Raw genomic sequence first — 23,950 nt, forward strand, 5'->3', positions numbered from 1 at the left:
CTCGATGCGTCGAAGACGCGATCAGGCGAGCAGGGAGCTATCCGGCGGGCGTGCGGAGTGACGCAGTTTTGAGCGGCGCAGGGCCATGGGGAGGTTGACGATGCGTTTCATCAGGCAATGCCGTCCGCGACCAGCAGCGAGGGGGTCAGGATCGAGACATCCAGCAAGTGGGGCTCTGACGGCGAAGTGCGCATGACTCATGTTTCCAGAAGGAAAACGTCGGTGGCCGGCAAACAGCCATCCGGGGATGGCTGGATACTAGGGGTGAACGGGGCACATGTAAATCTTTGATTCAGTGCAGCAGGTGCACGACCAGTCCGATCAGGCCACAACCGAACAACACTTCGATGACGCCGCGCTTGAACCGAAGCAAGGCAATGGCGGCGGCGATGGCGATCAGCAATGAAGGCCAGTCCAGTTGACCGGCGAAGCCCTTGGGCCACAGCACGTGATAACCAAAAAAGCACGCCAGGTTAAGAATCACGCCGACCACCGCGGCAGTGATCGCCGTCAGTGGCGCTGTGAATTTCAGTTCGTTGTGGGTGGACTCCACCAGTGGCCCGCCGGCGAGGATGAACAGGAACGAAGGCAGGAAAGTGAACCAGGTCACCAGCGTGGCCGCGAGGGCGCCGGCGACAAATGCCTGATCAGGGCCGAACACTTGATGGACATAGGCACCGATAAAACCGACAAAGGCCACGACCATGATCAGCGGCCCCGGCGTGGTTTCGCCCAGCGCCAGGCCGTCGATCATCTGCGTCGGCGTCAGCCAGCCGTAGTGGCCGACCGCGCCCTGATACACGTAGGGCAGCACCGCGTAGGCACCGCCGAAGGTGAGCAGGGCCGCTTTGGTGAAGAACCAGCTCATTTGCGTGAGCGTGCCTTCCCAGCCGAACAGGGCAGTGAGGGTCGCCATCGGCAGTGTCCACAACACCACGCCGATCAGCGCCAGGCGCAACAGGTACCAGCGACTGAAACGGGCATGTTCGGGGGGCGGCGTGTCGTCGTCGATCAGTGCCGGGCCGAAAGATTTTTTCGCCGCGCCGTGGCCGCCCGTCGTGAATTTATCCGGGGCCAGGCGCCCGCCGAAGTAACCGATGATGGCGGCGCCCAGCACGATCAGCGGAAACGGCACGTTGCCGAGGAAGATCGCGGCGAATGACGCTGCGGCGATCGCCCACATCCAGCCGTTCTTTAGCGCACGGGAGCCGATCCGGTGCGCGGCTTGCAGCACAATCGCGGTGACCGCCGGCTTGATCCCGTAAAACAGCCCGGCCACCACCGGCACTTCACCGAAGGCGATGTACACCCAGGACAGCGCAATCAGGATGAACAGCGACGGCAGCACAAACAGTGCGCCGGCGATCACGCCACCCCAGGTACGGTGCATCAGCCAGCCGAGGTAGGTCGCCAGTTGCTGGGCCTCGGGGCCGGGCAGCAACATGCAGTAGTTGAGGGCATGCAGGAAGCGTCGTTCGGAGATCCAGCGGCGGCGCTCGACCAGTTCCTGATGCATGATCGAAATCTGTCCGGCCGGCCCGCCGAAGCTGATGAAACCGAGCTTGAGCCAGAAACCGAACGCTTCTCGCAAGCTGATCGGCGCAGGCTTGGTCAGTTCGAGTGCGCTGTTTGGGGAGGGCGTGAGGCTCAAGCGAATGCTCCTTGTGCTGGGGCGCTTTGAGCCGGTGACTGTAGCCATGAAGCGGCGCTTTGAACAGTCGGTTTTGCCCGACCGCCATCGTGGGCAAGCCGCGCTCCTGCAAGCTTGCTTTTCAGTTCAGGACAAAGTCCACCGGCTCCAGTTGTGGCGGCAGTTCCGTCACGCCCAGTGCCTCCAGGACGTCGCGCTCGATGTTGCGCACGATGGCGTCGGTGGGCAGGTCGTTTTCGTCGCGGCCGAACGGGTCTTCCAATTCATCGGCAATCGCGTCCAGCCCGAAAAAGGTGTAGCTGACGATCGCGGTGAAAATCGGTGTCAGCCAGCCCAGGGGTTCGGCCATCGCAAACGGCAACAGGATGCAGAACAGGTAGATGGTCCGGTGCAGCAGCAAGGTGTAGGGGAACGGCAGCGGGGTGTTTTTGATCCGTTCACAGACCGCCTGGGCGCGGGTCAGGCTGGACAGGTGACCGGCGATGATGGTGTAGCGCCATTCATTGATGGCGCCCGACTCGCTGAGTGCCGAGCACTGTTGGCCAACCTGCATCAGTATTTGCCCGCTGATGTCCTGGGTGCCGCCCTTGGGAATCGGCTGCAGCCAGTCACCGCTGGCGGCCAGTTCGTTCTCCTTGCGCAACCGGGCGTTAAGCGCATGGGCGAAGCCGCAGAGGTTGCCGAGGATCGCGTGTCGTTCACGGGCGTCCTTGATGATCCGGGTTTCACGAATCATCGACCGGACTTCGACGATGATGTCGCCCCACGCCTTGCGCGCTTCATACCAGCGGTCATAACAGGCGTTGTTGCGAAAGCTCATGAAGATCGACAGCGACAAACCCAGCAGGGTGAAGGGTGTCGCACTGACCTTGGAAAAGTAGCTGGGGTGCAGCGTTTCGATCAGCACGATGGCCGAGGCCAGCAGCGTCACCATCAGGCTGCGCAGGGCAATGCGCTTGGCGATCGAGCCCTTGAGTGATGTCAGGACACCGATCAGGTTGGGTTTGGGTCTGACGATCATGGTCTTTCAGCCGCCTGTCATGTTCATGAAGCGAACCACCTGGACATCGTCGTTCACTTCGAAATGGTGCCGATAAGGTTTGAGTTTCATTGCCTCGATGATGGCGTGTTCCAGGCGTTCGGGCTGGCCGGGGTGGCTGCGCAAGACGGCCTTGAGGTCGACCGCGTGCTCGTTGCCCAGGCACAGCAGCAGGCGACCCTCCACGGTCAGCCGCACCCGGTTGCAGGTGCCGCAAAAGTTGTGGCTGTGGGGCGAAATGAACCCCAGGCGAATGTGCGGTGCTTCGGCCAGGCGCCAGTAGCGCGAAGGGCCCTGGGTCGACTCGGCGGAATCAATCAAAGTGTAGCGTTCGGCGATTTTTTCACGTACCTGGGCACTGGAGAAAAACGACTCGGCGCGGCTGTGTTCGAGGATGGTGCCCAAGGGCATTTCTTCAATGAAGGAGATGTCCAGGTGACGGTCGATGGCAAAGCTCACCAAGTCATTGATCTCGTGATCGTTGCGGCCCTTCATCACCACACAGTTGAGCTTGGTGTTGCGAAATCCGGCCTTGTTGGCGGCGTCGATGCCTTTGATGACCTGCGCCAGGTCACCGGTGCGGGTCAGTTCGCGAAAGCGTTGCGGGTCGAGGCAATCGAGGCTGATGTTGAGGCGCTTGACCCCGGCCTCGAACAGCGGATCAGCCAGCCTGGCCAACTGCGAGCCGTTGGTGGTCATGCACAGTTCGCGCAGGCCGGGCAGGGCGGCGATCTTCCGGCACAGTTGCACCACACCCGGGCGGATCAGCGGTTCGCCCCCGGTCAGGCGGATCTTGCGGGTGCCCAGGGCGACGAAGCTGTGGGCCACCTGATAGATCTCTTCCAGGGTCAGCACTCGCAGCCGGGGCAGGAACTGCATGTCCTCGGCCATGCAATACACGCAACGGAAATCGCAGCGATCGGTGACCGACATGCGCAGGTAATCCACCCGCCGGGAGAACCCATCGACCAAGATTCGCTCTGACATGATTTCCTCATACGCATTGAATGAGTAGCCGCCAAACCTGTAGGCGCGAGCTCGCTCCTACAGTGGCGAATGACGTGATGTGCGGATTTGTTGAGGGGAGGCTATGTGCAACTCGGGAGAACGTCCAATCACTATGAGTAACCGGTTGATCGACGGCATCTATGAAGCGCTGTTTTCCTTCGGTAATTGGCTTTTTAATTGTTTAACTTATTGATAGGTAACGATAAAAAATCATCGGGCTTATCGTCGGTAGCGGGCTCGCAATGAGCGATAGGGCGATATTGAACGCGCATTCCTGTTCTTTTCCTCGTTAAACGATTGATGACCTCAATCAGGTCGAAGTCAACGTCCGGCGCGAGAATCGCTGTGGGAGCGGGCTTGTCGGTCATAACAGTCCGACAAGTTCCTTCGCCACAGAAGTCGTTTCAGGTCAGGCCTTCACTGCGCCCCGAACATCACCGTCCAGTAAATCCCCGCATCGCTTTTCGGATCGGTCGCATAGGCCGCGCCCAGATCACGGAACAGCGGGTTCATCACGTTGGCGCAATGGCCGGGGCTGGCCATCCAGCCATCGACCACCTTGCGCACGGTGTCTTGCCCGGCGGCGATGGTCTCGCCGATCTGCTGGAAGTCGTAGCCCGCCAGTTCCGCCCGGTCGCCCGGTGTGCGGCCATCCGGGTCCTTGTGGTCGAAGAAGTTTTTATTGGCCATGTTGCGCGCGTGCGCTTCGGCGGCGGTCGCCAGCGTGGCGTTCCAGGTCAGCGGCGCGGTGGCGCCGAAGGGCTGCGTGCCACATTGGCGCGCTTTGCTGCGAGCGATGTTGAGTTCGGCCAGCAGTTTCTGGCCTTCGGTCTGCCAGTCGCCCAGGCGGGCGCTGAGCAACGGACGGGCGACAACGATTCGCCAGTCACGGTCCTGATGGCTGACACCGACATCGACGAATTGCGGGTCCAGCACGATCTGGCAAAAACTCTCCTGTATCGCTTTCATCGCCGAGGCCGCGTCACGGGGCCCGGACAGGCTGATCGCCTGCACGTTCTTCATGGGGTAACCGGCGGTCACCATGGCCTGCTGCAAATTGCCGATGCTGGTGGCGGACAGCGCCAGGCGCGGGTCGGCCGACAGCGGCGGCAGCTCCGACGACACTTGACCGGCGCACCGTTGCAGCTGGCTGCGGTAGGCATTGATCGATTCGATCAGCTGTGACTCTTCGCCCGCCATCGCGCTGGAGGCGAACAGCAGACCCAGTGACAACCCGGTAAAGCGCATTGCGGATGATAGTGAACGCATGGAAATCCCCCTTGAGCTGACTGCGCCCATGATGCGCGAAATTACCCCATCAAAGGCAGTGGATTTTCCAGAATGTTGTGGGGGGGCATGCAATCTGTTCACTACTACACTGAATCGATATTGCCCACTGAGTTCTTCCCATCATGCGCCTCCACTGGATTGCAACCTGCCTCGCAATAACGCTGCTGGTCGGCCCGGCCTTCGCCAGCGATCAGGATCAAAAACAACAAGTCGCCAAAGACAAGGCCCAGGTCCTGGAGCAAAAGGCTGCGGATAACAGCGGTCCGGCACCGGTACCCAAGTCTCAAGCCATTACCCAACCTGAAGCCCAGGCAGTCGATCCGGCGGGCAAAGCACCCATGGACGACGCGATCACCTGTCTGGCCCGTTCGATCTACTGGGAAGCCAAGGGCAAGGACTCCACCGACATGGAGGCCGTCGCCAATGTGGTGATGAACCGACTGGGTCACGAAGGCTTCCCGGATACGGTGTGCGCGGTGGTCAAACAGGGCTCGGAAACCAAGAGCTGCCAGTTCTCCTGGTGGTGTGACGGCAAGTCCGACTCGGCTCAGGAGGAGGCCCCCTACGCGATCGCCAAGGAAATCGCACGCAAGGCGCTGAACAAACAATTGCCGGACCACACGGGTGGCGCGTTGTATTTCCACGACCGCACCGTCAAGCCCGATTGGGCGGACAAGTACGTCAAGACCGCTGAAATCGGCTTGTTCCGGTTTTATAAGCCCCGTGACGGGGATGCGAAATAATCCGATTAAGTTTTTCTGGACCAACGAAACTGAAACATTTCTGTTTTATCAGCTTCACGACGGAGTCACGCATCAGAAACGTCAGGGGCATCAACCTTGCGATTGCTGCGCAACAGCGATCGCAAGGCTTCCGGTCCGAGGGGCTTACCCTCAGAACTTCGCAAAATTCAACGCATCGACAATCGCCGAACCGCCAATCCCGGTCAGCGACAACAGCAAGGCCTTGATCAGCGGGTCTTCGGCATAGCGCGAGAATGAGCCGGTGTTGAGCGTCGCTACACGCTCGCGGATCATCTTGAACTTGCCGTAGCAGGGCGTGGTTTCCTGGGTTTCCAGCAGGTAGGCGTCGAGTCGTTGCAAGGCCCGGGTGCGGGCCTTTTCGGCGGCACGTCGCAGCGACAGCGCGGAACCGAGCAGCAACAGCGCCGTGACCAGGTAGGAAATGACCAGGCCGGGCGGTGTCGGCCAGTTGTCGAACAAGCTGCTGCGTGAGGCCACCAGGATCAACATGACCACCGTCGGCGCGTAGATCAGCCGATTGACGGCCGAGGTACGCTTGGCGATCAGCTGCATATCCACCCACTCATCGATACAGGGGTGCTTGAGCGTTCCGAAGATTTTCTTGTGCTCAGCCTGCAACGAACCCGGCCAGATCGCGTGATGCTCGCTGAGATGGCGGATAAATCGGGTCAACAACAGATTGGCGTCCATGACCCAGAACACCAACACCTGGAAGGTCAGGGTGGGAATCAGCCAACTCACCATCCACCAGATCGATTGACCGCGAACGGGCATGCCTTCCATGGGCCAGACGACAAATAGCACGCTGGTCACGACCACGTAAAACCAGGTCGCGAGTCCCGCCCGCAGCATGCGCGCACCGAATGAACCACAGATGCAATGCTCACCCCAGAACCTTGCAATGGAGATCATCTTGCGCCCGTCGGTGCAATTGACCTGGGCCGACGCACAGGGTTTTGACCAGTCTTCGCTGGCGCTCATCAACGGGAAAAATATCAGCAGCAACCAGTGACCCAGTTCATTGCACCAGCGCCGCAAGCGCCAGCCTTTGCCCCGGCGCAGCAGACGTCGGACCTGACCCCACAAGGTCATCTCGTATTTGCGCATGTGCAGGCGCAAGTGAAAGGTGGTTTCGATCTCCGCGCGGTTGATGCGCAACTTGCGCCAGCCCCAGGTCAATGCCGAGATGGATATCAGCACCGCCAGCAAGCGCAACGCCACGGTCGGCCAGGCACTGATGCCTTCGAACAGAAACATCGGCTCGCCCAGGCCGTTGTCGGTCAGGGTGCTGCGCATCTGGTACGCCAGCATCAGCGCGAGGATGAACATCACCAGCGGAACCACGATGTACCACACCCAGGCGTCGTCGGAGGCAGGGGCTGGACTGGCCATCGGATCCTCGGCCAGCGCCAGTTTTCGGGTGGAACGCCGGGTCAGGTTCAATGACAGGATGCCCAGTAGGATCAACACGAAGGTGAACCAGAGAAACTCCGCGTGCCAGAAGCGCGTGGCGATGAAGGCGCACACCGCCGCGACCATGAACAGGCTGATCGGCACGCCGCGCACCCAGGCCAGCCGCGCGTCATGATCGTCCTGCGGACCTTCGATCCGCCACCAGAGGATGAAACTGGCGATCATCAGCAACGAGAACGTCAGCGGCCCGGCCCAGAAAAAGGACTGGGTTTGTTTGAAACGCTCGCGGATCGACGGGGACGGTTCGGGGTAGGGTGGTGGCGAGGGATCTTGCAGGCAGCGCAAGGCCATGAGGTCGTGGGGGCGGACGCCGCGATCGGATTGCGATTGCGTCGGCGCCTGGCAATTGACCGGGCCTGAGGCGCTAAGCCGGGTCGCCAGAGGAATGAAGCCACTGATGCCGACTTCATAAATGCCCGGCGAAAGCAGCTCCGATTTGGAATAGTCGAACTTCGCGCGCTTGGCATCGAACGACTGCGGCGCCAGCGCCGCCAGCACCGAGACAAATACCGCACTTTGCAGGCTGTCGCGGAACGGCGGCACGTCTTGTTGCAGGGCGCGCGTCAGGGTGAGCCCGTAAGGGGCCGCCAGGATCAGGTTGCGGGTGGTCTGCGCCTGGCCCCGTTGCAGCATGCGGGCATCGAGGTCGGTGGAAAAGTACAGTTTGTAGGGCATCCGGCTCTTGAGTGCCTGCAACACCAGCAGCTTGTCGTAGGCATCGACGCCCAGTATGCCGATGGCACCGATGCCGCTTTCGCCATTGCGTCGATAGGCCTCGTCTTCGCGGGCGATGTGGTCGGCCAGGCGCCGCAGGTAGTCAAGCTGAGAATTGCCGTCGGCCTTTTCCAGCGGGCTGAGGTCGATCGGGGGGCTGCCGGGTGTGTTTTTGCCGGCATCGGTGCTGGCGGTTTTGTCGGTGCTCGCCGACTCTTCCGGCAGGCGCCCATCCAGGCCGCGTAAGTAGCTGAAGCGCAAAATCCATTGGTCGACCGCTTCACGCGGGTTCTTTTCGCTGTCATTGAGGTGCGCGTCGCGGGCCACTTGCAGCTTGAAGCTCTCGATCAGCGCACGGCTGTAGAAACTGTCCCACTCGGAAATCAAGGCGATGCGGTTGTCGCTGCGCCGTAGCGTGCGCGTGCAGGGTGAATCGACCCGGCGCGGGGTACCGTCGCTACAACGCACGCCGGCGGCCGGGTCGACGCGGCGCAACTTCAGCTCGTCGAGCATCAATTGGGTCATGGTGCCGTCGTCGCTGACGGTGCGCAGTAACTTCATGGGTGGCCGATTGACCAGCGGCGGCGACAGCCGTTGGTAGCCGCGATCCAGGGTTTCGTTATCGGCGGTGGCCAACGGTGAGTAGATTTCGACATTCGGCGAGGCCTTGCCGATGTCCTGATCCTGGAACATGTCTCGCAGCACCGTCGAGGTCGACGGCCCGATGACCTTCAGCACGGCGCGCTCCGGCTGTTCGGAGCAGCCTGTTGGCGCGCACGCCGCAGTGACTTTGTGATTCAGGGTCTGGCGCAGGGTTTCCAGGTTTTGCAACGGCGTCGGACCGAGGGCGTCCTGTTTCAACCAGAACACGATCGTGCGGTCCGCAGGTGGTGAGGCGCCTTCCAGCGCGGTCGGCGGATCGAAGGGGTTGGAGACGAACACTTCGTAGGGCGCGTCGACGACGGCGTTTTTCTGTGGCGCATCGGGGGACAGGTTGTCGGCCAGTCTCAGGCAGTGAATGTACTGCTCCTGATCCGGCACTCGATGGGAATTCTTGAAGCCGGCGAGCAAGGCGTAGCGAATGCGCCGGCGTCGCTCGACCTCATCGGCGTAGGGACCGCCCTCGACCAGCGCGACCATGATATCGGGCGCCTGCTTTGCGCCGGACAGTGGCGAAAGGTCGGGGCTGCACACGTTCTCGGCATCGGGGTTTTTGCTGTCGCCGAGCTTTTTGCGATAGCGCTCGACCGCGTCGAAAGGGTCCTGCCAGAGCCGTGCTTCGATAGGCAGTTGCGCCTGGAATTGCGCTCCGATGGGGCGCGGTTCCAGGAAGGGTTCGCGGTTGAGGGCGAACATCGATACCACCAGACTCAGGATGACCGCACTGCCTGGCAACCAAAAGGCCAGATTCGTGCCCGAACCCTTGCTGTCCACGGCCTGTGCCTCTTGTTGTCGGCCCACTGCGTACAGTTATGTATAGACCCAAACAACCAAGGGGTTTGGCCTGAATGGACGATTATTTGCCCGATTTGCCGCTGACTGACCGCCAACAGATGTTGATTCAGACAGGGTTGCGGCGCCAGAAGCATCGGGCCAGCAGCGCATCGAGACTGAACTTGCCAGGGCCTGACAGCAACAGCGGTACCAGCGCAGCGAGGTAAATCAGCGGCAGTTTGAAGTTGCCATAGCCTTTGTTGGTGATCGAGTAACCCTGGGCCAGGTCACTCAAGGTCGACCAATCGGCCGGCCAGTGAACAGCGGCGGTGGCGACGATGGTGACCACCATCAGGCTGATGGCCGAAAAGCGTGTGGCCAGGCCCACCAGCAAGGCGAGGGCGCAGATCAATTCCACCCACATCGACAGTTCCCAGTTCAACGTGGCCGGCAGGTGGTTGAACGGAAACAGGAAGCGGTCCTGGATGTCGGCGAACCAGTTTTCGCCATTGAATTTTTCCAGTCCGGATTCGAAAAACTCCCAGGCCAGAAACATCCGCAGGGTCAAAGGCGCGATCCAGGTGCCGGCGCGGTCAAGGTTCAGGTGCAGGCCTTTGACGGTGGATGAAATGAAAGTGCTCATGGACAGGGGTCTCCTACAGATCAGGGATGTCGGGCGACTGTGCGCCCGTTCGGCGCAAGGATCGGCTTGGCCAATCGACAGGTGCATTTGATCAACCGGGTGTATCTGCGGTGTGTCTTTGGGGTGGGGTTTTAAGTGCGGGGTGTGTCTGGGGCAGGGCTGTACACACTTTGATACGCAGCCATCCCGAGTCATCACCTCCCACAGGACATTGGCGGTGTGGTGGCGTGCGGTTAATTCGTCAAATTGGATCTGTTACCCGGTGCCGTTCATTCGTATCGTCCGCGCTTTTGACGCGTTGCGTCATGGGCAGGGGGAGTGACGATGAATTTCACATGGCGCAGGAAAACCGCCGGGCACAACGTGGTGCCTGCCGTGGAGGCGCCGCAACCGACGGTCGCGGCACCCCCGGACGACGCGCTTCTGATCGCGCACCAGGCCGATCGACGTGATCGCGACTTCTTCCGTGGCCTGGCGCAACACCTGTTGACCTGTGGTAACTCGTTGTCGCCGGTCAGCGAATCCTTCTCGATGCTCAACCAGCGCCTCAAGCTCAATCACCAACGGGCGCAAACCGTGGCCCGCGCCGCCATCGACAATCGCGAGCAGGTCGGTCATCTGCAAGAACAATCGCGGGTCATGGCCGCCGGGCTGGATGCGCTGGAAGGCGTGATCACTCATTTGGTCGGCCGGGCCAGCGAGATTGATCGCATCGTCGATTTGATCAGCGACATTGCCCGCAAAACCAACCTGTTGGCGCTCAATGCAGCCATCGAAGCCGCGCGCGCCGGGGACACCGGGCGCGGCTTCGCGGTGGTGGCCGGGGAGGTGCGCCTGCTGGCGGAGAAAACCGCCGAAGCGACCCGGGAAATCGTTAAGGAAACTTCGGCCATCCAGCAGGAAATCAGCCAGGCCAAACAGGCGATTTCACAACAGAGTCAGATTTCCAGTGCCTTCGGCGCGGTGATCGATAAAACCGCCGAAGCCATGGCCGGCATGTTCAGCGAAGCGCAGCTGATGCAGCGGGAAATCGACCAGTCGCACCTGTTGTCCAACGTCGAGCTGGCCAACCTGCAGGAGCTGACGCTCAAGGTCACGGTGTATGACCGCCTGCTCAATCCCAAGCCCGGTTCGCCCTTGACCCTGCCAGATGAAACCGAGTGCCTGTTCGGCCAGTGGTATTACGGCGAAGGCAACGAGGCCGAGCGTAACGCGGATTTCCGGCGCATGGAGGTGCCCCATCGTCTGGTGCACAGCAGCGGCCAGGCGGCGATGCAAGCCCATGCCCGTGGCGAGCTGGAAGAAGCCTTGAAGCAGGTGGCTCAGATGGAGCAGGCGAATGCCGCCGTGATGCGCACGGTCAAGGGCTTGCTCCATTCGCGCCTGCAATCGGCGGTCTGAGGTCCCATGCCCCGCTGCACCTGCGGGGCCGTTTGCGTGGGCATCGAGTCAGTCCGATAACGCCAGGACCCGGCTGCGCAAATGTTCCAGGGTTTCGTCGTTGAGCACCGTGGTCGAGTCCAGTCCTTCCTTGGCCTGGAACAGGTTCATTGCGTCCCGGGTCTGCTTGCCGACGATGCCGTCGATGGCGCCAGGGTGCCAGCCCAGGTACGTGAGGTAGGTTTGCGCCATGCGGATGCGCAGGTCCGGCGTGCCGCCATAAGAGAACTTTTGATACGCGGCGCTGAGTCGCAAGTCGTAGTTGTTGATGGCGTAGTTGGGGCCGTTGTAACGACGGGCGAAGTTCGCCCAGTCCCTGGCCCGCAACGCCGCGACCGATCCCCCCTCGATCAGTTGGTTCACGGTGCACAGCAGTTGCTCGTTTTCGGATGCAACCATGCGCTTGATCATCGCCTCGACATCCGCCGACCCCGTTGAGGCGAAATTGAAGCCCATCGTCTGGCCCAGTCCCCAGGAAGCGCTTTGCAGGGCCGCGTTGCGGTTCAGGCTGATGGCCTGATTCAGCCGATCATATTGATGCGCGCCCGTTGCGCCGTAGTTGCCGGGGGATTTGCTGCTGATATCGGGGTGTTGTGCGTCAAACGTCTGATGGGTCAGGCGGCTGAAGACGTGACGTTCGTAAAGGATTTTCGGGCGCCGGTCGGAAAAGAATCCGTTGCCGGAGGTTTCTACTGCTAGCACAGCCCAGAGTTGCGCAGCGCTGACTTTGGCCAGGTCCAGGGCATTTTCCATTCCTTCGTCGTCAAGCGCTGCGCCATGGCTGGTGAATTCATCGCTCATGACGGCCTCCGTCGAAAACAGGAAACGCGGGTACGCGCTTTAAGCGTAGGCGGGCCGGGCCCGGGCAGAGGGTTTTACGATCATCGGTGCCGGCCAGCGGCGGATGACGCTCAGGGACTTTTGCTATACATTTTCCGCCCGCCCATTGCATGGTGATACTGCTTCATGTCTCTCGCGCTCGAACGTCTAGTCGCTGGCACGCCGATCCCTTTCGCTGGTAATCGTGTCACTGTGGTCAGCCCCGAACTGGCGGCACGCTTCCAGCCCGGTGACCACCTGTTGGTGGAACAGGTCAGCGGTGAACTGCTGCTGATTCCAGTGGCTGACCAGCAGGCGGCGTCCGTCGCGATAGCCCGTGCCGAAGCGGCGTTTACCGCAATGTCGTTGGTGTCGGATCAAGCCATCAGCACCTTCTTCGATCTGTTTGCCCAACGTCTGGAAAACCCGGAGTGCTGGGCCTTGATCGAGGCGGCCAACCTGGCTGACATCGAACGGGCCAAGGCTCGCGGTCGTTCGACCACCCGTTTGCTGGCCGATGAGCGCATGCGTCGCGACATGATCGCCGGCCTGCGCGCCTGGCGCGATGCCGCGGCCACCCGCGGCCAAGTGGTCAGCTGCGTCGAGCATGACGGCTGGAAAGTCGAGCAGGTGGTTTCGCCGCTGGGCATTGTCGCGTTCGTCTTCGAAGGCCGGCCGAACGTCTTTGCCGACGCCGCCGGTGTGCTGCGCACCGGTAACACTGCCGTACTGCGCATTGGCAGTGATGCCTTGGGCACCGCCCAGGCCATCGTCACTCACGCGTTGAATCCGGCCCTGGCCGACGCCGGCCTGCCGACTGGTGCGGTGTCGCTGGTGGAGAGCGTCAATCATGCCGCCGGTTGGGCGATGTTTGCCGACCGCCGTCTATCGCTGGCGGTGGCCCGGGGTTCGGGTCGCGCCGTCAGCCAGTTGGGCAGCATCGCGCAACAGGCCGGCACCGCCGTCAGCCTGCACGGCACCGGTGGCGCCTGGTTGATCGCCCATAGCGACGCCGACGCCACACGTTTTGCCGCAGTGGTGCGCAACTCCCTCGATCGCAAGGTCTGCAATACCCTCAATGTCTGCCTGATCCACCGCGACCGCGCTGCGGAACTGGTGCCACTGTTTCTGGAGGCACTGCAACAGGCCGGCAAGGCGCGGGGCCAAGGCTGCAAGTTGCACATCGTCGAAGGCAGCGAAGCCTATCTGCCAGCGGAGTGGCAAAACGCGACCGTCGAGGTCTACCGCGCCGAAGGCTATCGCACCGAAGCACTGGCCGAGCCGCTGCCGGAAGATCAGCTGGGCCGCGAGTGGGAATGGGAAGAAACCCCTGAAGTGAGCCTGAAGATCGTCGACGACCTGGACAGCGCCATCGCCTTGTTCAATCGCTACAGCCCTCAGTTCACCGTGTCGCTGCTCAGCGAAGACGCGGCGACCCAGGAGCGTTTCTACAATGCGGTCAACGCGCCCTTTGTCGGCAATGGCATTACCCGTTGGGTCGATGGCCAGTACGCGCTCAACAAGCCCGAGCTGGGCCTGTCGAACTGGGAAAGCGGACGCCTGTTCGCCCGTAGCGCGATTCTCTCGGGCGATGGCGTGTTCACGATCCGTAGCCGCATGACCCAGACGAATCTGTCGGTGAAACGTTAAAAACGCCTGACGCGGCGGCCATTGTGGTCTGCCAGGCATAAACAAAGGGCCTGCTCCTTATCGGGAGCAGGCCCTTTTTTATGGGTATGTCAGTGATGACGCTTGCTGATCAGTAGAACCGGTCAATCACCCGAACTTCGTTCTGGTTCTGCATCGATGCCCAGGTCTGTTTCAGCGTTTGCAGAACATTACCGATGAAGTCCTTGTCGGCCGCCGCTTTCTTGCCGACATAGCCCTGGCCGCGACGGTACATCTTCAGTCGGGCGAGCAGGTTCTGGTTGTTCTGGTCAAACTCGGTTTCATGGGCATGTGGCGACAGGCAGTCGATATGAACCTGGCCCGACTTGCTGATCCACAGAATATGGCTGTCGTGGCTGTCTTTTTGCGCAGCGAACATACGAGCCAGTTCTTCGATAGTTGGTTGATTGTTCAGATTCATTTTAAAACCCCTTGACCATTTGGTGATCTTTCAAAGTTGATTCGCTAATACAAGTAGCCCATCGGTTAGTTGATCCCTGGCACCGAAACCAGGACGTCAGCAGTCGTCCGCCATATTCGACGGGGTCCCGCATCTGTTGCATGTAGTCGTGTTGAATAACTGCTACGCGTTAGCGTCACAACGAAGAGAGGCAGCGAATACCTTCATGCCACTGCCGACGTTTTCAGGGTCGGGCACAAGCTTCATGAGGATGGATCGCTAGCGCTTCTCGTCCTTGTACTGGACGTTCGGGCCAGGTCAGCTTCTTCAATCTGCCTTGTGGGCAGGGTGTATCCGGAAAAAACAGCTCGGCGGTCAGACGAGCTTGCTCAAGCGTGTTGCGTGTACTCCCGATCGGGGAGACGTCTGCATCATGCAAGGGCAAATCGAAGGCGTCAACGGTTTTGTAGTGAATATTTTTCGTCACTACATATTGTCTGACAAAGCTGTTTGGAATTAGCACAAAGGGTCTAGGGGGGCTGTGAGGCGGATGGATCGCCAGGATCGGAGCCTTTGGCGGTTCTACGGGATTGGGCTTGGCACTGGCGAAGGTGGCGATTTTTCAAAGCGGTAAAGGGTGCATGGATAACCGCCAATCGACGGGTGATGCAGGCTGTACTCGCCACCCGTGAGATCGGGCATGACCGCAGCCCAGAACAGTCGCGCCGGTTGGTTCGCCTCGATGTGGAAAATCTGCCATTGACCGGGGAAACGGCTCAAGAGGGTGGAAACGACAAACTTCGCGACACCCTGGCCACGAAAGCGCCGGGTCACGAACAAGTAACCGATGTTGTGTTCGGCACCGGGCAGGTGAGTTTCGTCATCCAGGGTCACGAAACCGGCCAATTCCCCGTCCACCCTGATGAGAAACGGCCGGGTCGCGGGTTTTCGCCAGTAATCGGTCAGGGGCAGGATGTTGAAGAAACCGTGTTCAGCCAGTTTCAACGGCAACCACTCGCTGAAGTCATAGAGATAGAACTGCATCAGGCATTCAAGGGTTTCCAGGTCGTCGCGCTGTGCGGCGTGCAGCTCTATCGAAGGCATGACCTGTGGCTCCTGATATCCGTCCGTCAAGGATAGTTGGAACGGCGAATGAACCGTGGCGAGGGAGCGGGCACCCTCGCCACGGTTGTGACGATGCCACTTCTGGCTGAATTCAGTTCCGGGACAATGGGTGTAAACCTCGGCCTACCAGAACTTGAACGTGTAGGCGACGATCAGGCGATTTTCATCCACATCGGTCGTTTCGCTGCCGCGATAGGTGACATTGCGCCAGCGCAGGCTCAGGTTTCGTAAAGGCCCGCTCTGGATCACGTAGGCAATGTCGGTATTGCGCTCCCACTCTTTGGCGGCAACGCCTCGAATCTCGAAATCATTGCCTCGCATGTAGCGGGTCATCAATGTCAGTCCGGGCAGGCCCACGGGGGCAAAGTCATAGTCATAGCGCAATTGCCAGGAATCTTCCCTGGCCCGGACAAAGGGTTGGTAAGTGCCGTTGTTCAAGGCCCAGGGATCGGCAACCGACAAATAGGGAAGTCCGGTGTCGCCACGTTGGTTTTGATAACCAAGGCCCAGGGAATGGCCACGGCTGCTCACCGTGAACATGCCACCCAAATAGCGGTTGTCGACGTTGGTATGGCCTTCGTTATCGCTGCCGAAGTAGCGTAGGTCGGCCTTGAAGTTGACGCTTTCGGTCAACGCCGACTTGTATAAAAGGCTGGCGGCATTCTGGCTGTAATTGTCCTTCAGTTCGGCGCGGTAAAACGTGGCGCTGAGATTGGGCTGGAGGGCGTAGGTCGCGCCTGCGTAGTTGAAGCGGTCTGTGGGCACGCCGCCGGTAGAGCCATCGGCCGCCATGCGCATGTCTTCATAGTCTGACGAGTCGCGCTGATGGGCCTGGCGAAATTGTCCGGCGGTGAGGCTCAGGTTCTGGATGTCAGTGGAGACGACCTGACCACCCTGATAGGTTTGTGGCAACAGCCGTGTGTCATTGCGGAACAACACGGGCATGACCGGTTCGTGGTTGCCGAGGGTGACCAGGGTCTTGGCGACTTTGAGTTTGGCGGTCGGCGCCAGAAAACTGTACTCGTCGACGGGCTCGCCGGTCCGTTGATTGCGCTGCAGGACTCCCGTACCACTGCTGCCGCCGCCGGAGTCGAGCTTGACGCCGACCAGCCCCAGGACATCCAGGCCAACGCCGACCGTACCCTCGGTGAACCCGGAGTTACCGCGCAGAATGAAGCCTTGTGCCCAGTCTTCGGCCTTGCTCTGAGGCTTGCCATCATGGCGCGGTCCGTCGGACAGACCCGCATCCCGGTAATCGCGATTCATGTAGAAATTTCGTGTTTCCAGGCTCATGTGGCTGTCGGCGACCAGGTCTGCATGGGCCTGTGTCGCGAGCAATAACGCAAACACACAAGTGGCTTTCAAGGAATACCGGGCGCGAGTCGGCCCGGCCAGATGCCCAGTGACGGGATTGGCTGTACGCATGATGTGATGTTCCTGCCTGCCGTGAGTTGTTTTTGTTGTTCAGCCAGCCCCTGGAAAGGGCTGTTCAGGGTTTTATGAACAATGACGCTTGGGCGAGGGCAGGAAGGTTGGGATCAGCCTATTGCGCCTCGTCGTCTTGCTGCTCGCTACCGAGCGATATGGCGGCCATGTCGCCCTGTAGCTTGTTGAGGTAATGCAGCAGGCTGACGCTGTCGTCGAAACTGAAGCCTTTCAATGCCTGCTGGTAAAACGTCTGGATCCTTTCCTGCAGAGAGTCCCAGAATGCCCTGCCGGTATCGGTCAACTGCACCAGGCGGGCACGTCCGTCATCCGGGTGGGGCACGCGCAGCACATGGTTGTCGCGCTCCATACGCTTGAGTACACCGTCCAGGCTCTGGCGACTGACGAACAGGTATTCGGTCAGTTCAAAGAACGAAATACCCCCTTCATAACGTTCGCGTGACAGTGCGCCGAGCACGGCCCATTGCACCGTGCTGATGCCCATCTCTTTCTGGACTTGCCTTTGCAGCACGTTACCGGTCTGGAACAACCGGAAAAACAGCGTATTGGGTACGGATCGGGTATCGCTATTGTTCATCAATGTTCCTTGTCGGCTCCGTAAGGAAGAGCGCGGCTGTATGAGCGCCCGGCCTGGCGGAGCAGGCAGGGCATCAGTTGGGGACAAATTCGCGCGCGATGATATTTTTCATGATCTGCGCGGTGCCGTCACCGATTTGCAGGCCAAGTACATCGCGCAAGCGCTGGGCGAACGGCAAGTCCTCGCCGTAACCGGTGTGCCCATGGGCCAGCAGGCACTGCTTGACCACATCGAATGCCAGTTTCGGTCCCCACCATTTGTTCATGGCCGCCTCGGCATTGTGCGGCAGCTTATTATCCTTGAGCCACAAGGCGTAATAGCACTGCAGGCGCGCAGCATGCACGTAGGTCTGCAATTCTGCCAGTGGGTGGGTCAAACCCTGAAAGGAAGACAACGCCTGGCCGAAGGCCTTGCGTTCGGTCAGCCATTGCCAGGTTTCATCCAGCGACTGCTGGGCCAGGGCCAGGCACTGCAGACCGATCAGGGCGCGGCTGTAGTCGAAGCCCTGCATGACCTGTTTGAAGCCCTTGTTTTCATCCCCCAGGCGATGGCTGACCGGCACCTCGACGTTGTCGAAGAAAATCGACCCGCGGCCAATGGCACGCTCGCCGGCATCCTCGAAACGGGTAGTGCTGATGCCCGGCAGGTTCATGGGCACCAGAAAAGCGCTGATGCCGCTGGCGCGTTGCTCCACGGTGCCGGTGCGGGCGAAGACCACGGCGACATCCGCCTGATCGGCCATGGAGATAGACGTTTTTTCGCCGTTGAGCACATAGACGTCGCCTTTGAGTTCGGCCTTCAGGCGCAGGCTGGCAGCGTCGGACCCGCCGCCGGGTTCGGTCAGGGCGATGCAGGCGACCTTGCGCCCGGCCGTCATTTCGCTCAGCCATTCCCGGGCGAGCGAGGATTCGGCGTATTGGGCGATGATCTGGCCGTTCAACGACGTCAGCAGTGGGATGTACGCGACGTTGAAGTCGCCACGGGCCAGTTCTTCGATGATCAGGCCGGCGGTGACACAGTCCAGGCCGCTGCCGCCGAACTGCTCAGGCAGTTCGCCACCAAGCAGGCCCATTTCGCCCATTTGGGCAATGACTTCGCGCTCGATGCGGCCGTCGCGATCCCGTTGGCGGTAACCGGGGGCGAGGACGTCAGCGCTGAATCGTGCAACGCTGTCGCGGATGGCATTTTGTTGTTCTGTGAATGCGAAATTCATGATGCTCTCCAGGCCATTCGGGTGCTGAACCGGCAGCGCCATGGCTGCCGGCGCAGGGATCATTTGTAGAATTTACGGAACTCGGGCTTGCGCTTTTCCTTGAACGCGGCGACGCCTTCCCTGGACTCCTCAGTGTCGTAGTACAGGCTCAGGGCCTGCATGCCGAGGCCGCCGATGCCGCCGATGTTGGCGCTGTCGGCATTGAACGAGCGCTTGGCGATGGACAGCGCGGTAGGGCTCTTCTCGAGAATTTCCTCGCACCACTTCTGTACTTCTTCATCGAGCTGCTCGTGGGGCACCACAGCGTTGACCAGCCCCCAGTCCAGCGCTTGCTGGGCGCTGTACTTGCGACACAGGTACCAGATCTCGCGGGCGCGTTTTTCGCCAATCAGGCGCGACAGGTAGGCGGTGCCGTAGCCCGGGTCAACCGAGCCGACCTTGGGGCCGACCTGGCCGAACACCGCGTTTTCGGAGGCGATGCTCAGGTCGCAGACCACGTGCAGCACGTGCCCGCCACCGATGGCGAAGCCGTTGACCCGCGCGATCACTGGCTTGGGTACTTCGCGGATCAGATTCTGCAGCTCTTCGACCGGCAGGCCGATCAGGCCGCGGCCGTCGTACTGGCCTTCATGGGCGCCCTGGTCGCCGCCGGTGCAAAAGGCCTTGTCGCCTGCGCCGGTGAAGACGATGACGCCGATTTCCTTGTTCCAGCCGGCGCGGTTGAACGCGTCAATCAGCTCCATACAGGTCTGGCCGCGGAACGCGTTGTAGCGCTCGGGACGGTTGATGGTGATGGTCGCGACGCCGTTGAGTTCTTGGTACAGGATGTCTTCGTAGTTCATTGCATGCTCTCCCATATGAGTATCGTCTGGCTTAGCCAGCCATCGTCAGGCCGCCGGACACGCTGATGACTTGACCGGTGATGAAATTGGCATCGTCGCTGGCGAGCAGGGCGATGATTCCCGGATAGTCTTCCGGTTGGCCGAGTCGGCGCATCGGCACGGCATTCTTGAAGGCTTCCAGGAGCTTTTCCGGATTGCTGGAGGTTTCGGCCACGCTTTTGAGCAGTGCGGTGTCGGTCGGACCGGGGCAGACCACGTTGACGTTGATGTTCTTGGTCGCCAGCTCCCGCGCCAGGGTTTTGCTCAAGCCCACCAGGCCAGCCTTGCAGGCTGCATAGACGGCCTCGCCCGACGAGCCGACGCGGGCGGCATCCGAGGCAATGTTGATGACTTTGCCGCCACCGGCCTCGAGCATTTTCGGCAGCACCACGTGGTGCATGTTCAGGGCGCCGGTCAGGTTGATCGAAATCAGCTGCTCCCAGAGCTTTGGTTCGGTCTTGAGGAACGGCATGAAGCGGTCGAACCCGGCGTTGTTGACCAGTACGGTCGGCACACCCAAGTCTTTTTCGATGGCCGCCACGGTCTGGGTGATGGCGTCGTAGTCGGCGATGTCGGCGGCATAGGCGACTGCTTTTCCACCGGCTTCGCGGATCAGGTCGACGGTGACCTGCGCCGCAGCGCTGTCGCGATCCAGCACCGCCACCCGGCTGCCTTCGGCGGCGAAGCGCTGGCACACCGCGCGGCCGATGCCGCCGCCCCCGCCAGTGATGATCACGGTTTTTCCACTAAGGCCTTTCATGGGGCATTCTCCAAGTCAGTTGAGTTGCGTGTGTCGAGTGTGTTGATCAGCGGCGCTTGACCGGGTCGATGCGAATGTTCGCGGCCCGCTCGTGCAGCTTGAATTTCTGGATCTTCCCGGAGGGCGTGCGGGGCAGGGCAGGCAGCACCTCCAGGTACTCGGGCAAATAGTTGCGCGACAGGCTGTGTTCGAGCAGAAAGGTCACCGCGTCATCGAGGCTCAGCTCCGTATAGCCGTCATGCAACGTGACGTAAGCGCAGACACGTTCACCGAGTCGCTCGTCGGGGCAGCCCACCAGGGCTGCCGCCGAAATGGCCGGGTGCTTGTAGAGCAGGTTTTCCACCTCAACCACCGGAATGTTTTCGCCGCCGCGGATGACGACATCCTTTGTTCGTCCGGTGATGCGGATGTAGCCCTGGGCATCCATACGGGCCAGGTCTCCGGTGGAGAACCAGCCCTGGGCGTCAACGCCGTAGAGATCGGGGCGCTTGAGGTAGCCCACGAACAGGCTCGCGCCGCGGACCTGAAGATGGCCTTCGCTGCCGGCGGGCAGCGCAAGCCCGGCATCATCGACCACCCGCACATCCATGAGCGGTAGCACCACGCCGTCGCTGTAGATGGCCCGCTCGGGATCGTCCTGCGGACGCGTCATGGTGGAAGCGCCGGTTTCGGTCATGCCCCAGGCCGAGATGATTTTCGCGTTGATGCTGTGGCCAGCCTTTTCCACCAGGCTTTCCGGAATGGGCGCGCCGGCCGAGACAAAAAAACGCAGGCTCATGAGCGCGTCACCATTGTCCGGTGCGAGCTCGATCAAATCGGCGAGAAACGGTGTTGAGGCCATCGTGAAAGTAGGGCGCTCGGCGGCGGTGATCCTTATGGCGGTGCGCGCATCCCAGACGTCTTGCAGTACCGCTGCCGCGCCGAGGTAGATGGGCATCATCAGGCCGTAGAGAAAACCGGTCTGGTGAGCCATGGGCGAGGCCATGAAGATGATGTCTTCGTGGCCAAGCCCCAGGCGCTCGGCATAAGGAATGATATTGCTCAGCAGGGTCCTGGAGGTGTGCAGCACCCCTTTGGGTTCACCCGTGGTGCCGGAAGTGAAGAGCAGCTGGAGAATATCGTCGGCCTGGGGGCGTCGTTCTGCGAACAGCGCCTGGGTATCGCAGTCCTTTTCCCATTCCCGCTCGAGCAGTTGCTGTTCAAAGCTGTTGTGACCGTCACCCCCTATCACCAAAACATGGCGCAGTTCCGGCAGGTCGGTGCGCAGGCCTTCGGCCATGCTGGCGTAATCGAAACCCCGGAAGTGTTTGGGCACGACCAGAAGATGACTGCGGGCGTGGCCGAGCATGAAGCGCAGTTCGCGTTCCCGAAAGATCGGCATCAGCGGGTTGAACACCGCGCCGATACGGGCACAGGCCAGGAACAAGGCTGTCATCTGCCAGCCGTTGGGCAACTGGCAGGACACCACACTGCCTTTTTCCACACCCAGGGCGGCCAGGCCGGCACCCATGCGGGTGACCACGGCATCCAGTTCGCCGTAGGTAAACGAGACAGGATTGTTCTCGCCAGCCTGGTAGCTCGACAGGGCGCGGCGGCCTTGGCCTCGTGCAACCTGTGTACCCCAGTAATCTGTAATGATCATGTCACTGATAGCGCTTGTGGAGGACGCTTCCGGATGACGATCTGGTGGTGTGGCTGTCCAGGTGTTCATTTATAAGTATCGACTCTTAAGGGTTGGAATTGTTGTTTTCTTACGATCTGGTATTGCCCTTTCGATGAGCTGAAGATAAGGCTTTCAAAATTAATGTGTCAACATGTTGTCTTTAATTTTTTCTGTGGATATATTCGAAACCCATACCGAACAACAAGAGGTAGGTGACATGGCTTTCCTGAATATCCTTGTCGAGCAGCGTGCAGCCGTCGGCCTGATCCGTTTGAATCGCCCGGCTGTCCATAACGCCCTCAATGACACCTTGATGACCGAGCTGGGCCAGGCGCTGCTGGCCTTCGAGGCCGATGAGCGGATTCGGGCCATCGTCATTACCGGCAACGACAAAGCCTTCGCGGCCGGTGCCGATCTCAGCGAATTGCAGTTCAAGGGGTTTGCCGATGTGTACCTGGAGGATTTCGTCACGGCCAACTGGGAGACCGTCACCCGCTGCCGCAAGCCGGTGATCGCCGCGGTTGCCGGTCTGGCGCTGGGCGGGGGCTGCGAGTTGGCGATGATGTGCGACATGGTCATCGCCGCCGACAATGCTCGATTCGGCCAGCCCGAAGTCAAGGTCGGCACGTTGCCCGGTGCCGGCGGCACCCAGCGCCTGACCCGCGCCATCGGCAAGGCCAAGGCCATGGATGTGTGCCTGACCGGGCGCTTCATGGAAGTCGATGAGGCCGAGCGCTGCGGCTTGATCAGTCGCGTGGTGCCCCTGGCAGACCTGCTGGATGAAGCCCTGGCCGTGGCCGCGCAGATTGCCGCTCACCCGGCGATCGCGGTGAAACTCAACAAAGAAGCGGTCAACCGTGCCTTCGAAACCACCCTGGCCGAGGGTGTGCAGTTCGAGCGGCGATTGATGCACGCCAGTTTCGCCAGTCAGGACCAGAAGGAGGGCATGCAGGCCTTCACTCAGAAGCGCCAGCCGGTATGGACCCATCGCTGAGAAACGCGATCGATTGGCAAGCCGCATAACTATAAGAAGAGGAGCTGTCCGATGACTTCAGTCGTACAAATGACGCGCGAGGCGGGCGTGGCCTTGATCCGGGTCGACAACCCGCCGGTCAATGCCCTCGGTCACGCCGTGCGCGTCGGGCTGTTGCAAGCGTTCATGGCGGCCGAGCGGGACGGGCAGGTCGAGTTGATCATGCTCTATTGCGCAGGCAAGACCTTTATTGCCGGTGCCGATATTCGCGAGTTCGGCCAACCGGCCCAGGCGCCGATCCTGCAGGAACTGACCCTGGCCATCGAGAACGGCAGCAAGCCCTCGCTGGCGGTGTTGCACGGCTCAGTGCTGGGTGGCGGGCTGGAAGTCGCGCTGGGCTGTCACTACCGCATCGCTCACCGTGCCACCCGGTTCGGCCTGCCGGAAACCCGTCTGGGTTTGCTGCCCGGGGGCGGCGGCAGCCAACGCCTGCCGCGCTTGGTGGGTGTGCAAAGCGCGCTGGACATGATCATCGGCGGCGAGCCGATCGAGGCAACCCGGGCACTGGAGCTCGGACTTGTAGACGCATTGTTCGACGATGAGCCTCTGGTTGCAGGCCTTGCGCATGCGCGGCACCTGTTGGCCGAGCGGGTGGGCGTGCGGCGCGTCGGCCAGATGACGATACCAACGACGTCTGCCGAGGCCAGTGCATTGATTGCGGCCCGGCGCAGCGAAATCGGCCGCACCCAGGCTGATTCGTTCTCGGCACCGCGCTGCCTCGCTGCGATCGAAGCGGCGATCCATATGCCATTGATCGAAGGGTTGCAGCGCGAGCGCGCGCTGTTTCTCGAATGCATGGCATCGCCCCAACGTGCAGCGCTGATCGAAGATTTCTTTGCCCGGCGCCAGACAGCCAAGAACGGCCAACGCTGAACCTGCGGCCAGCCTGGTGTTGGCCTGACCATCGAC

20 protein-coding genes and 1 pseudogene are annotated in these 23,950 nt (G+C 60.9%); 6 read left to right on the forward strand and 15 right to left on the reverse strand.

Translation table 11 applies throughout. The annotated features are described in order from the left end of the window. Positions 1 to 292 precede the first annotated feature (292 nt). The 4 genes from chrA to AC1Q6D_RS06600 form a co-directional block, all read right to left on the reverse strand. Positions 293 to 1,651 (reverse strand): chromate efflux transporter, encoded by a 1,359-nt coding sequence (gene chrA, locus AC1Q6D_RS06585; protein ID WP_103404220.1) that lies wholly within the window; start codon positions 1,649 to 1,651, stop codon positions 293 to 295. A gap of 121 nt (positions 1,652 to 1,772) precedes the next feature. Continuing rightward, a complete protein-coding gene (locus tag AC1Q6D_RS06590; RefSeq protein ID WP_103404221.1) occupies positions 1,773 to 2,672 on the reverse strand; it encodes a bestrophin family protein in 900 nt (299 codons plus the stop codon). Positions 2,673 to 2,678: 6 nt separating this feature from the next. After that, entirely contained in the window at positions 2,679 to 3,677 is a 999-nt protein-coding gene (gene moaA / locus AC1Q6D_RS06595) for a GTP 3',8-cyclase MoaA (protein WP_103404222.1), read from the reverse strand. Between the two features lie 438 nt (positions 3,678 to 4,115). After that, complete coding sequence (locus AC1Q6D_RS06600; protein WP_047528075.1) at positions 4,116 to 4,967, reverse strand: CAP domain-containing protein; 852 nt, start codon at positions 4,965 to 4,967, stop codon at positions 4,116 to 4,118. A gap of 143 nt (positions 4,968 to 5,110) precedes the next feature. On the opposite strand from AC1Q6D_RS06600, the gene AC1Q6D_RS06605 reads away from it, so the two are divergent. After that, positions 5,111 to 5,731: a cell wall hydrolase gene (locus tag AC1Q6D_RS06605; protein ID WP_103404224.1), complete on the forward strand. Its 621-nt coding sequence runs from the start codon at positions 5,111 to 5,113 to the stop codon at positions 5,729 to 5,731. A 150-nt stretch (positions 5,732 to 5,881) separates the two neighbouring features. Here the strand turns inward: AC1Q6D_RS06605 and AC1Q6D_RS06610 are convergent, their stop codons facing one another. Continuing rightward, complete coding sequence (locus AC1Q6D_RS06610; RefSeq protein WP_103404225.1) at positions 5,882 to 9,373, reverse strand: hypothetical protein; 3,492 nt, start codon at positions 9,371 to 9,373, stop codon at positions 5,882 to 5,884. 127 nt (positions 9,374 to 9,500) lie between these two features. Continuing rightward, positions 9,501 to 10,016 carry an HvfX family Cu-binding RiPP maturation protein gene (locus tag AC1Q6D_RS06615; protein WP_103404226.1) on the reverse strand — a complete coding sequence of 172 codons (516 nt, stop codon included), beginning with the start codon at positions 10,014 to 10,016 and terminating at the stop codon, positions 9,501 to 9,503. 531 nt (positions 10,017 to 10,547) lie between these two features. On the opposite strand from AC1Q6D_RS06615, the pseudogene AC1Q6D_RS06620 reads away from it, so the two are divergent. Then, positions 10,548 to 10,994, forward strand: a pseudogene (locus AC1Q6D_RS06620) (methyl-accepting chemotaxis protein); the annotation flags it as partial. Between the two features lie 39 nt (positions 10,995 to 11,033). After that, positions 11,034 to 11,417, forward strand: a complete 384-nt coding sequence (locus tag AC1Q6D_RS06625) for a CZB domain-containing protein (protein ID WP_244159994.1) — start codon at positions 11,034 to 11,036, stop codon at positions 11,415 to 11,417. 48 nt (positions 11,418 to 11,465) lie between these two features. Here the strand turns inward: AC1Q6D_RS06625 and AC1Q6D_RS06630 are convergent, their stop codons facing one another. After that, positions 11,466 to 12,257, reverse strand: a complete 792-nt coding sequence (locus tag AC1Q6D_RS06630; protein ID WP_103404228.1) for an N-acetylmuramidase domain-containing protein — start codon at positions 12,255 to 12,257, stop codon at positions 11,466 to 11,468. A 165-nt stretch (positions 12,258 to 12,422) separates the two neighbouring features. On the opposite strand from AC1Q6D_RS06630, the gene AC1Q6D_RS06635 reads away from it, so the two are divergent. Beyond that, entirely contained in the window at positions 12,423 to 13,925 is a 1,503-nt protein-coding gene (locus tag AC1Q6D_RS06635) for an aldehyde dehydrogenase family protein (RefSeq protein ID WP_103404229.1), read from the forward strand. A gap of 109 nt (positions 13,926 to 14,034) precedes the next feature. On the opposite strand, the gene AC1Q6D_RS06640 is transcribed toward AC1Q6D_RS06635, so the two are convergent. The 8 genes from AC1Q6D_RS06640 to AC1Q6D_RS06675 form a co-directional block, all read right to left on the reverse strand. Further along, on the reverse strand, positions 14,035 to 14,364 hold the full coding sequence (locus tag AC1Q6D_RS06640; protein ID WP_047528094.1) for a hypothetical protein: 330 nt from the start codon (positions 14,362 to 14,364) through the stop codon (positions 14,035 to 14,037). 561 nt (positions 14,365 to 14,925) lie between these two features. After that, entirely contained in the window at positions 14,926 to 15,447 is a 522-nt protein-coding gene (locus AC1Q6D_RS06645; RefSeq protein ID WP_103404231.1) for a GNAT family N-acetyltransferase, read from the reverse strand. A 144-nt stretch (positions 15,448 to 15,591) separates the two neighbouring features. Beyond that, positions 15,592 to 16,893 (reverse strand): OprD family porin, encoded by a 1,302-nt coding sequence (locus tag AC1Q6D_RS06650; protein WP_103404232.1) that lies wholly within the window; start codon positions 16,891 to 16,893, stop codon positions 15,592 to 15,594. A gap of 118 nt (positions 16,894 to 17,011) precedes the next feature. Then, positions 17,012 to 17,491: a MarR family winged helix-turn-helix transcriptional regulator gene (locus tag AC1Q6D_RS06655; protein ID WP_103404233.1), complete on the reverse strand. Its 480-nt coding sequence runs from the start codon at positions 17,489 to 17,491 to the stop codon at positions 17,012 to 17,014. Between the two features lie 73 nt (positions 17,492 to 17,564). After that, positions 17,565 to 18,704 carry a cyclohexanecarboxyl-CoA dehydrogenase gene (aliB, locus tag AC1Q6D_RS06660; protein WP_103404313.1) on the reverse strand — a complete coding sequence of 380 codons (1,140 nt, stop codon included), beginning with the start codon at positions 18,702 to 18,704 and terminating at the stop codon, positions 17,565 to 17,567. Positions 18,705 to 18,763: 59 nt separating this feature from the next. Further along, positions 18,764 to 19,546 (reverse strand): 2-ketocyclohexanecarboxyl-CoA hydrolase, encoded by a 783-nt coding sequence (gene badI, locus AC1Q6D_RS06665; protein WP_103404234.1) that lies wholly within the window; start codon positions 19,544 to 19,546, stop codon positions 18,764 to 18,766. Positions 19,547 to 19,577: 31 nt separating this feature from the next. Further along, complete coding sequence (locus tag AC1Q6D_RS06670) at positions 19,578 to 20,345, reverse strand: SDR family NAD(P)-dependent oxidoreductase (protein WP_047528102.1); 768 nt, start codon at positions 20,343 to 20,345, stop codon at positions 19,578 to 19,580. 46 nt (positions 20,346 to 20,391) lie between these two features. Continuing rightward, positions 20,392 to 22,056 (reverse strand): AMP-binding protein, encoded by a 1,665-nt coding sequence (locus AC1Q6D_RS06675; protein ID WP_103404235.1) that lies wholly within the window; start codon positions 22,054 to 22,056, stop codon positions 20,392 to 20,394. A gap of 169 nt (positions 22,057 to 22,225) precedes the next feature. Here AC1Q6D_RS06675 and AC1Q6D_RS06680 point away from each other — a divergent pair, with 169 nt between their 5' ends. Together AC1Q6D_RS06680 and AC1Q6D_RS06685 are read left to right on the forward strand one after the other, a co-directional pair. Beyond that, on the forward strand, positions 22,226 to 23,002 hold the full coding sequence (locus tag AC1Q6D_RS06680) for an enoyl-CoA hydratase (RefSeq protein WP_103404236.1): 777 nt from the start codon (positions 22,226 to 22,228) through the stop codon (positions 23,000 to 23,002). A gap of 51 nt (positions 23,003 to 23,053) precedes the next feature. After that, positions 23,054 to 23,914 (forward strand): enoyl-CoA hydratase/isomerase family protein, encoded by an 861-nt coding sequence (locus AC1Q6D_RS06685; protein WP_103404237.1) that lies wholly within the window; start codon positions 23,054 to 23,056, stop codon positions 23,912 to 23,914. Positions 23,915 to 23,950: the final 36 nt, after the last annotated feature.

It is taken from the genome of Pseudomonas sp. MT92 (assembly GCF_058792515.1).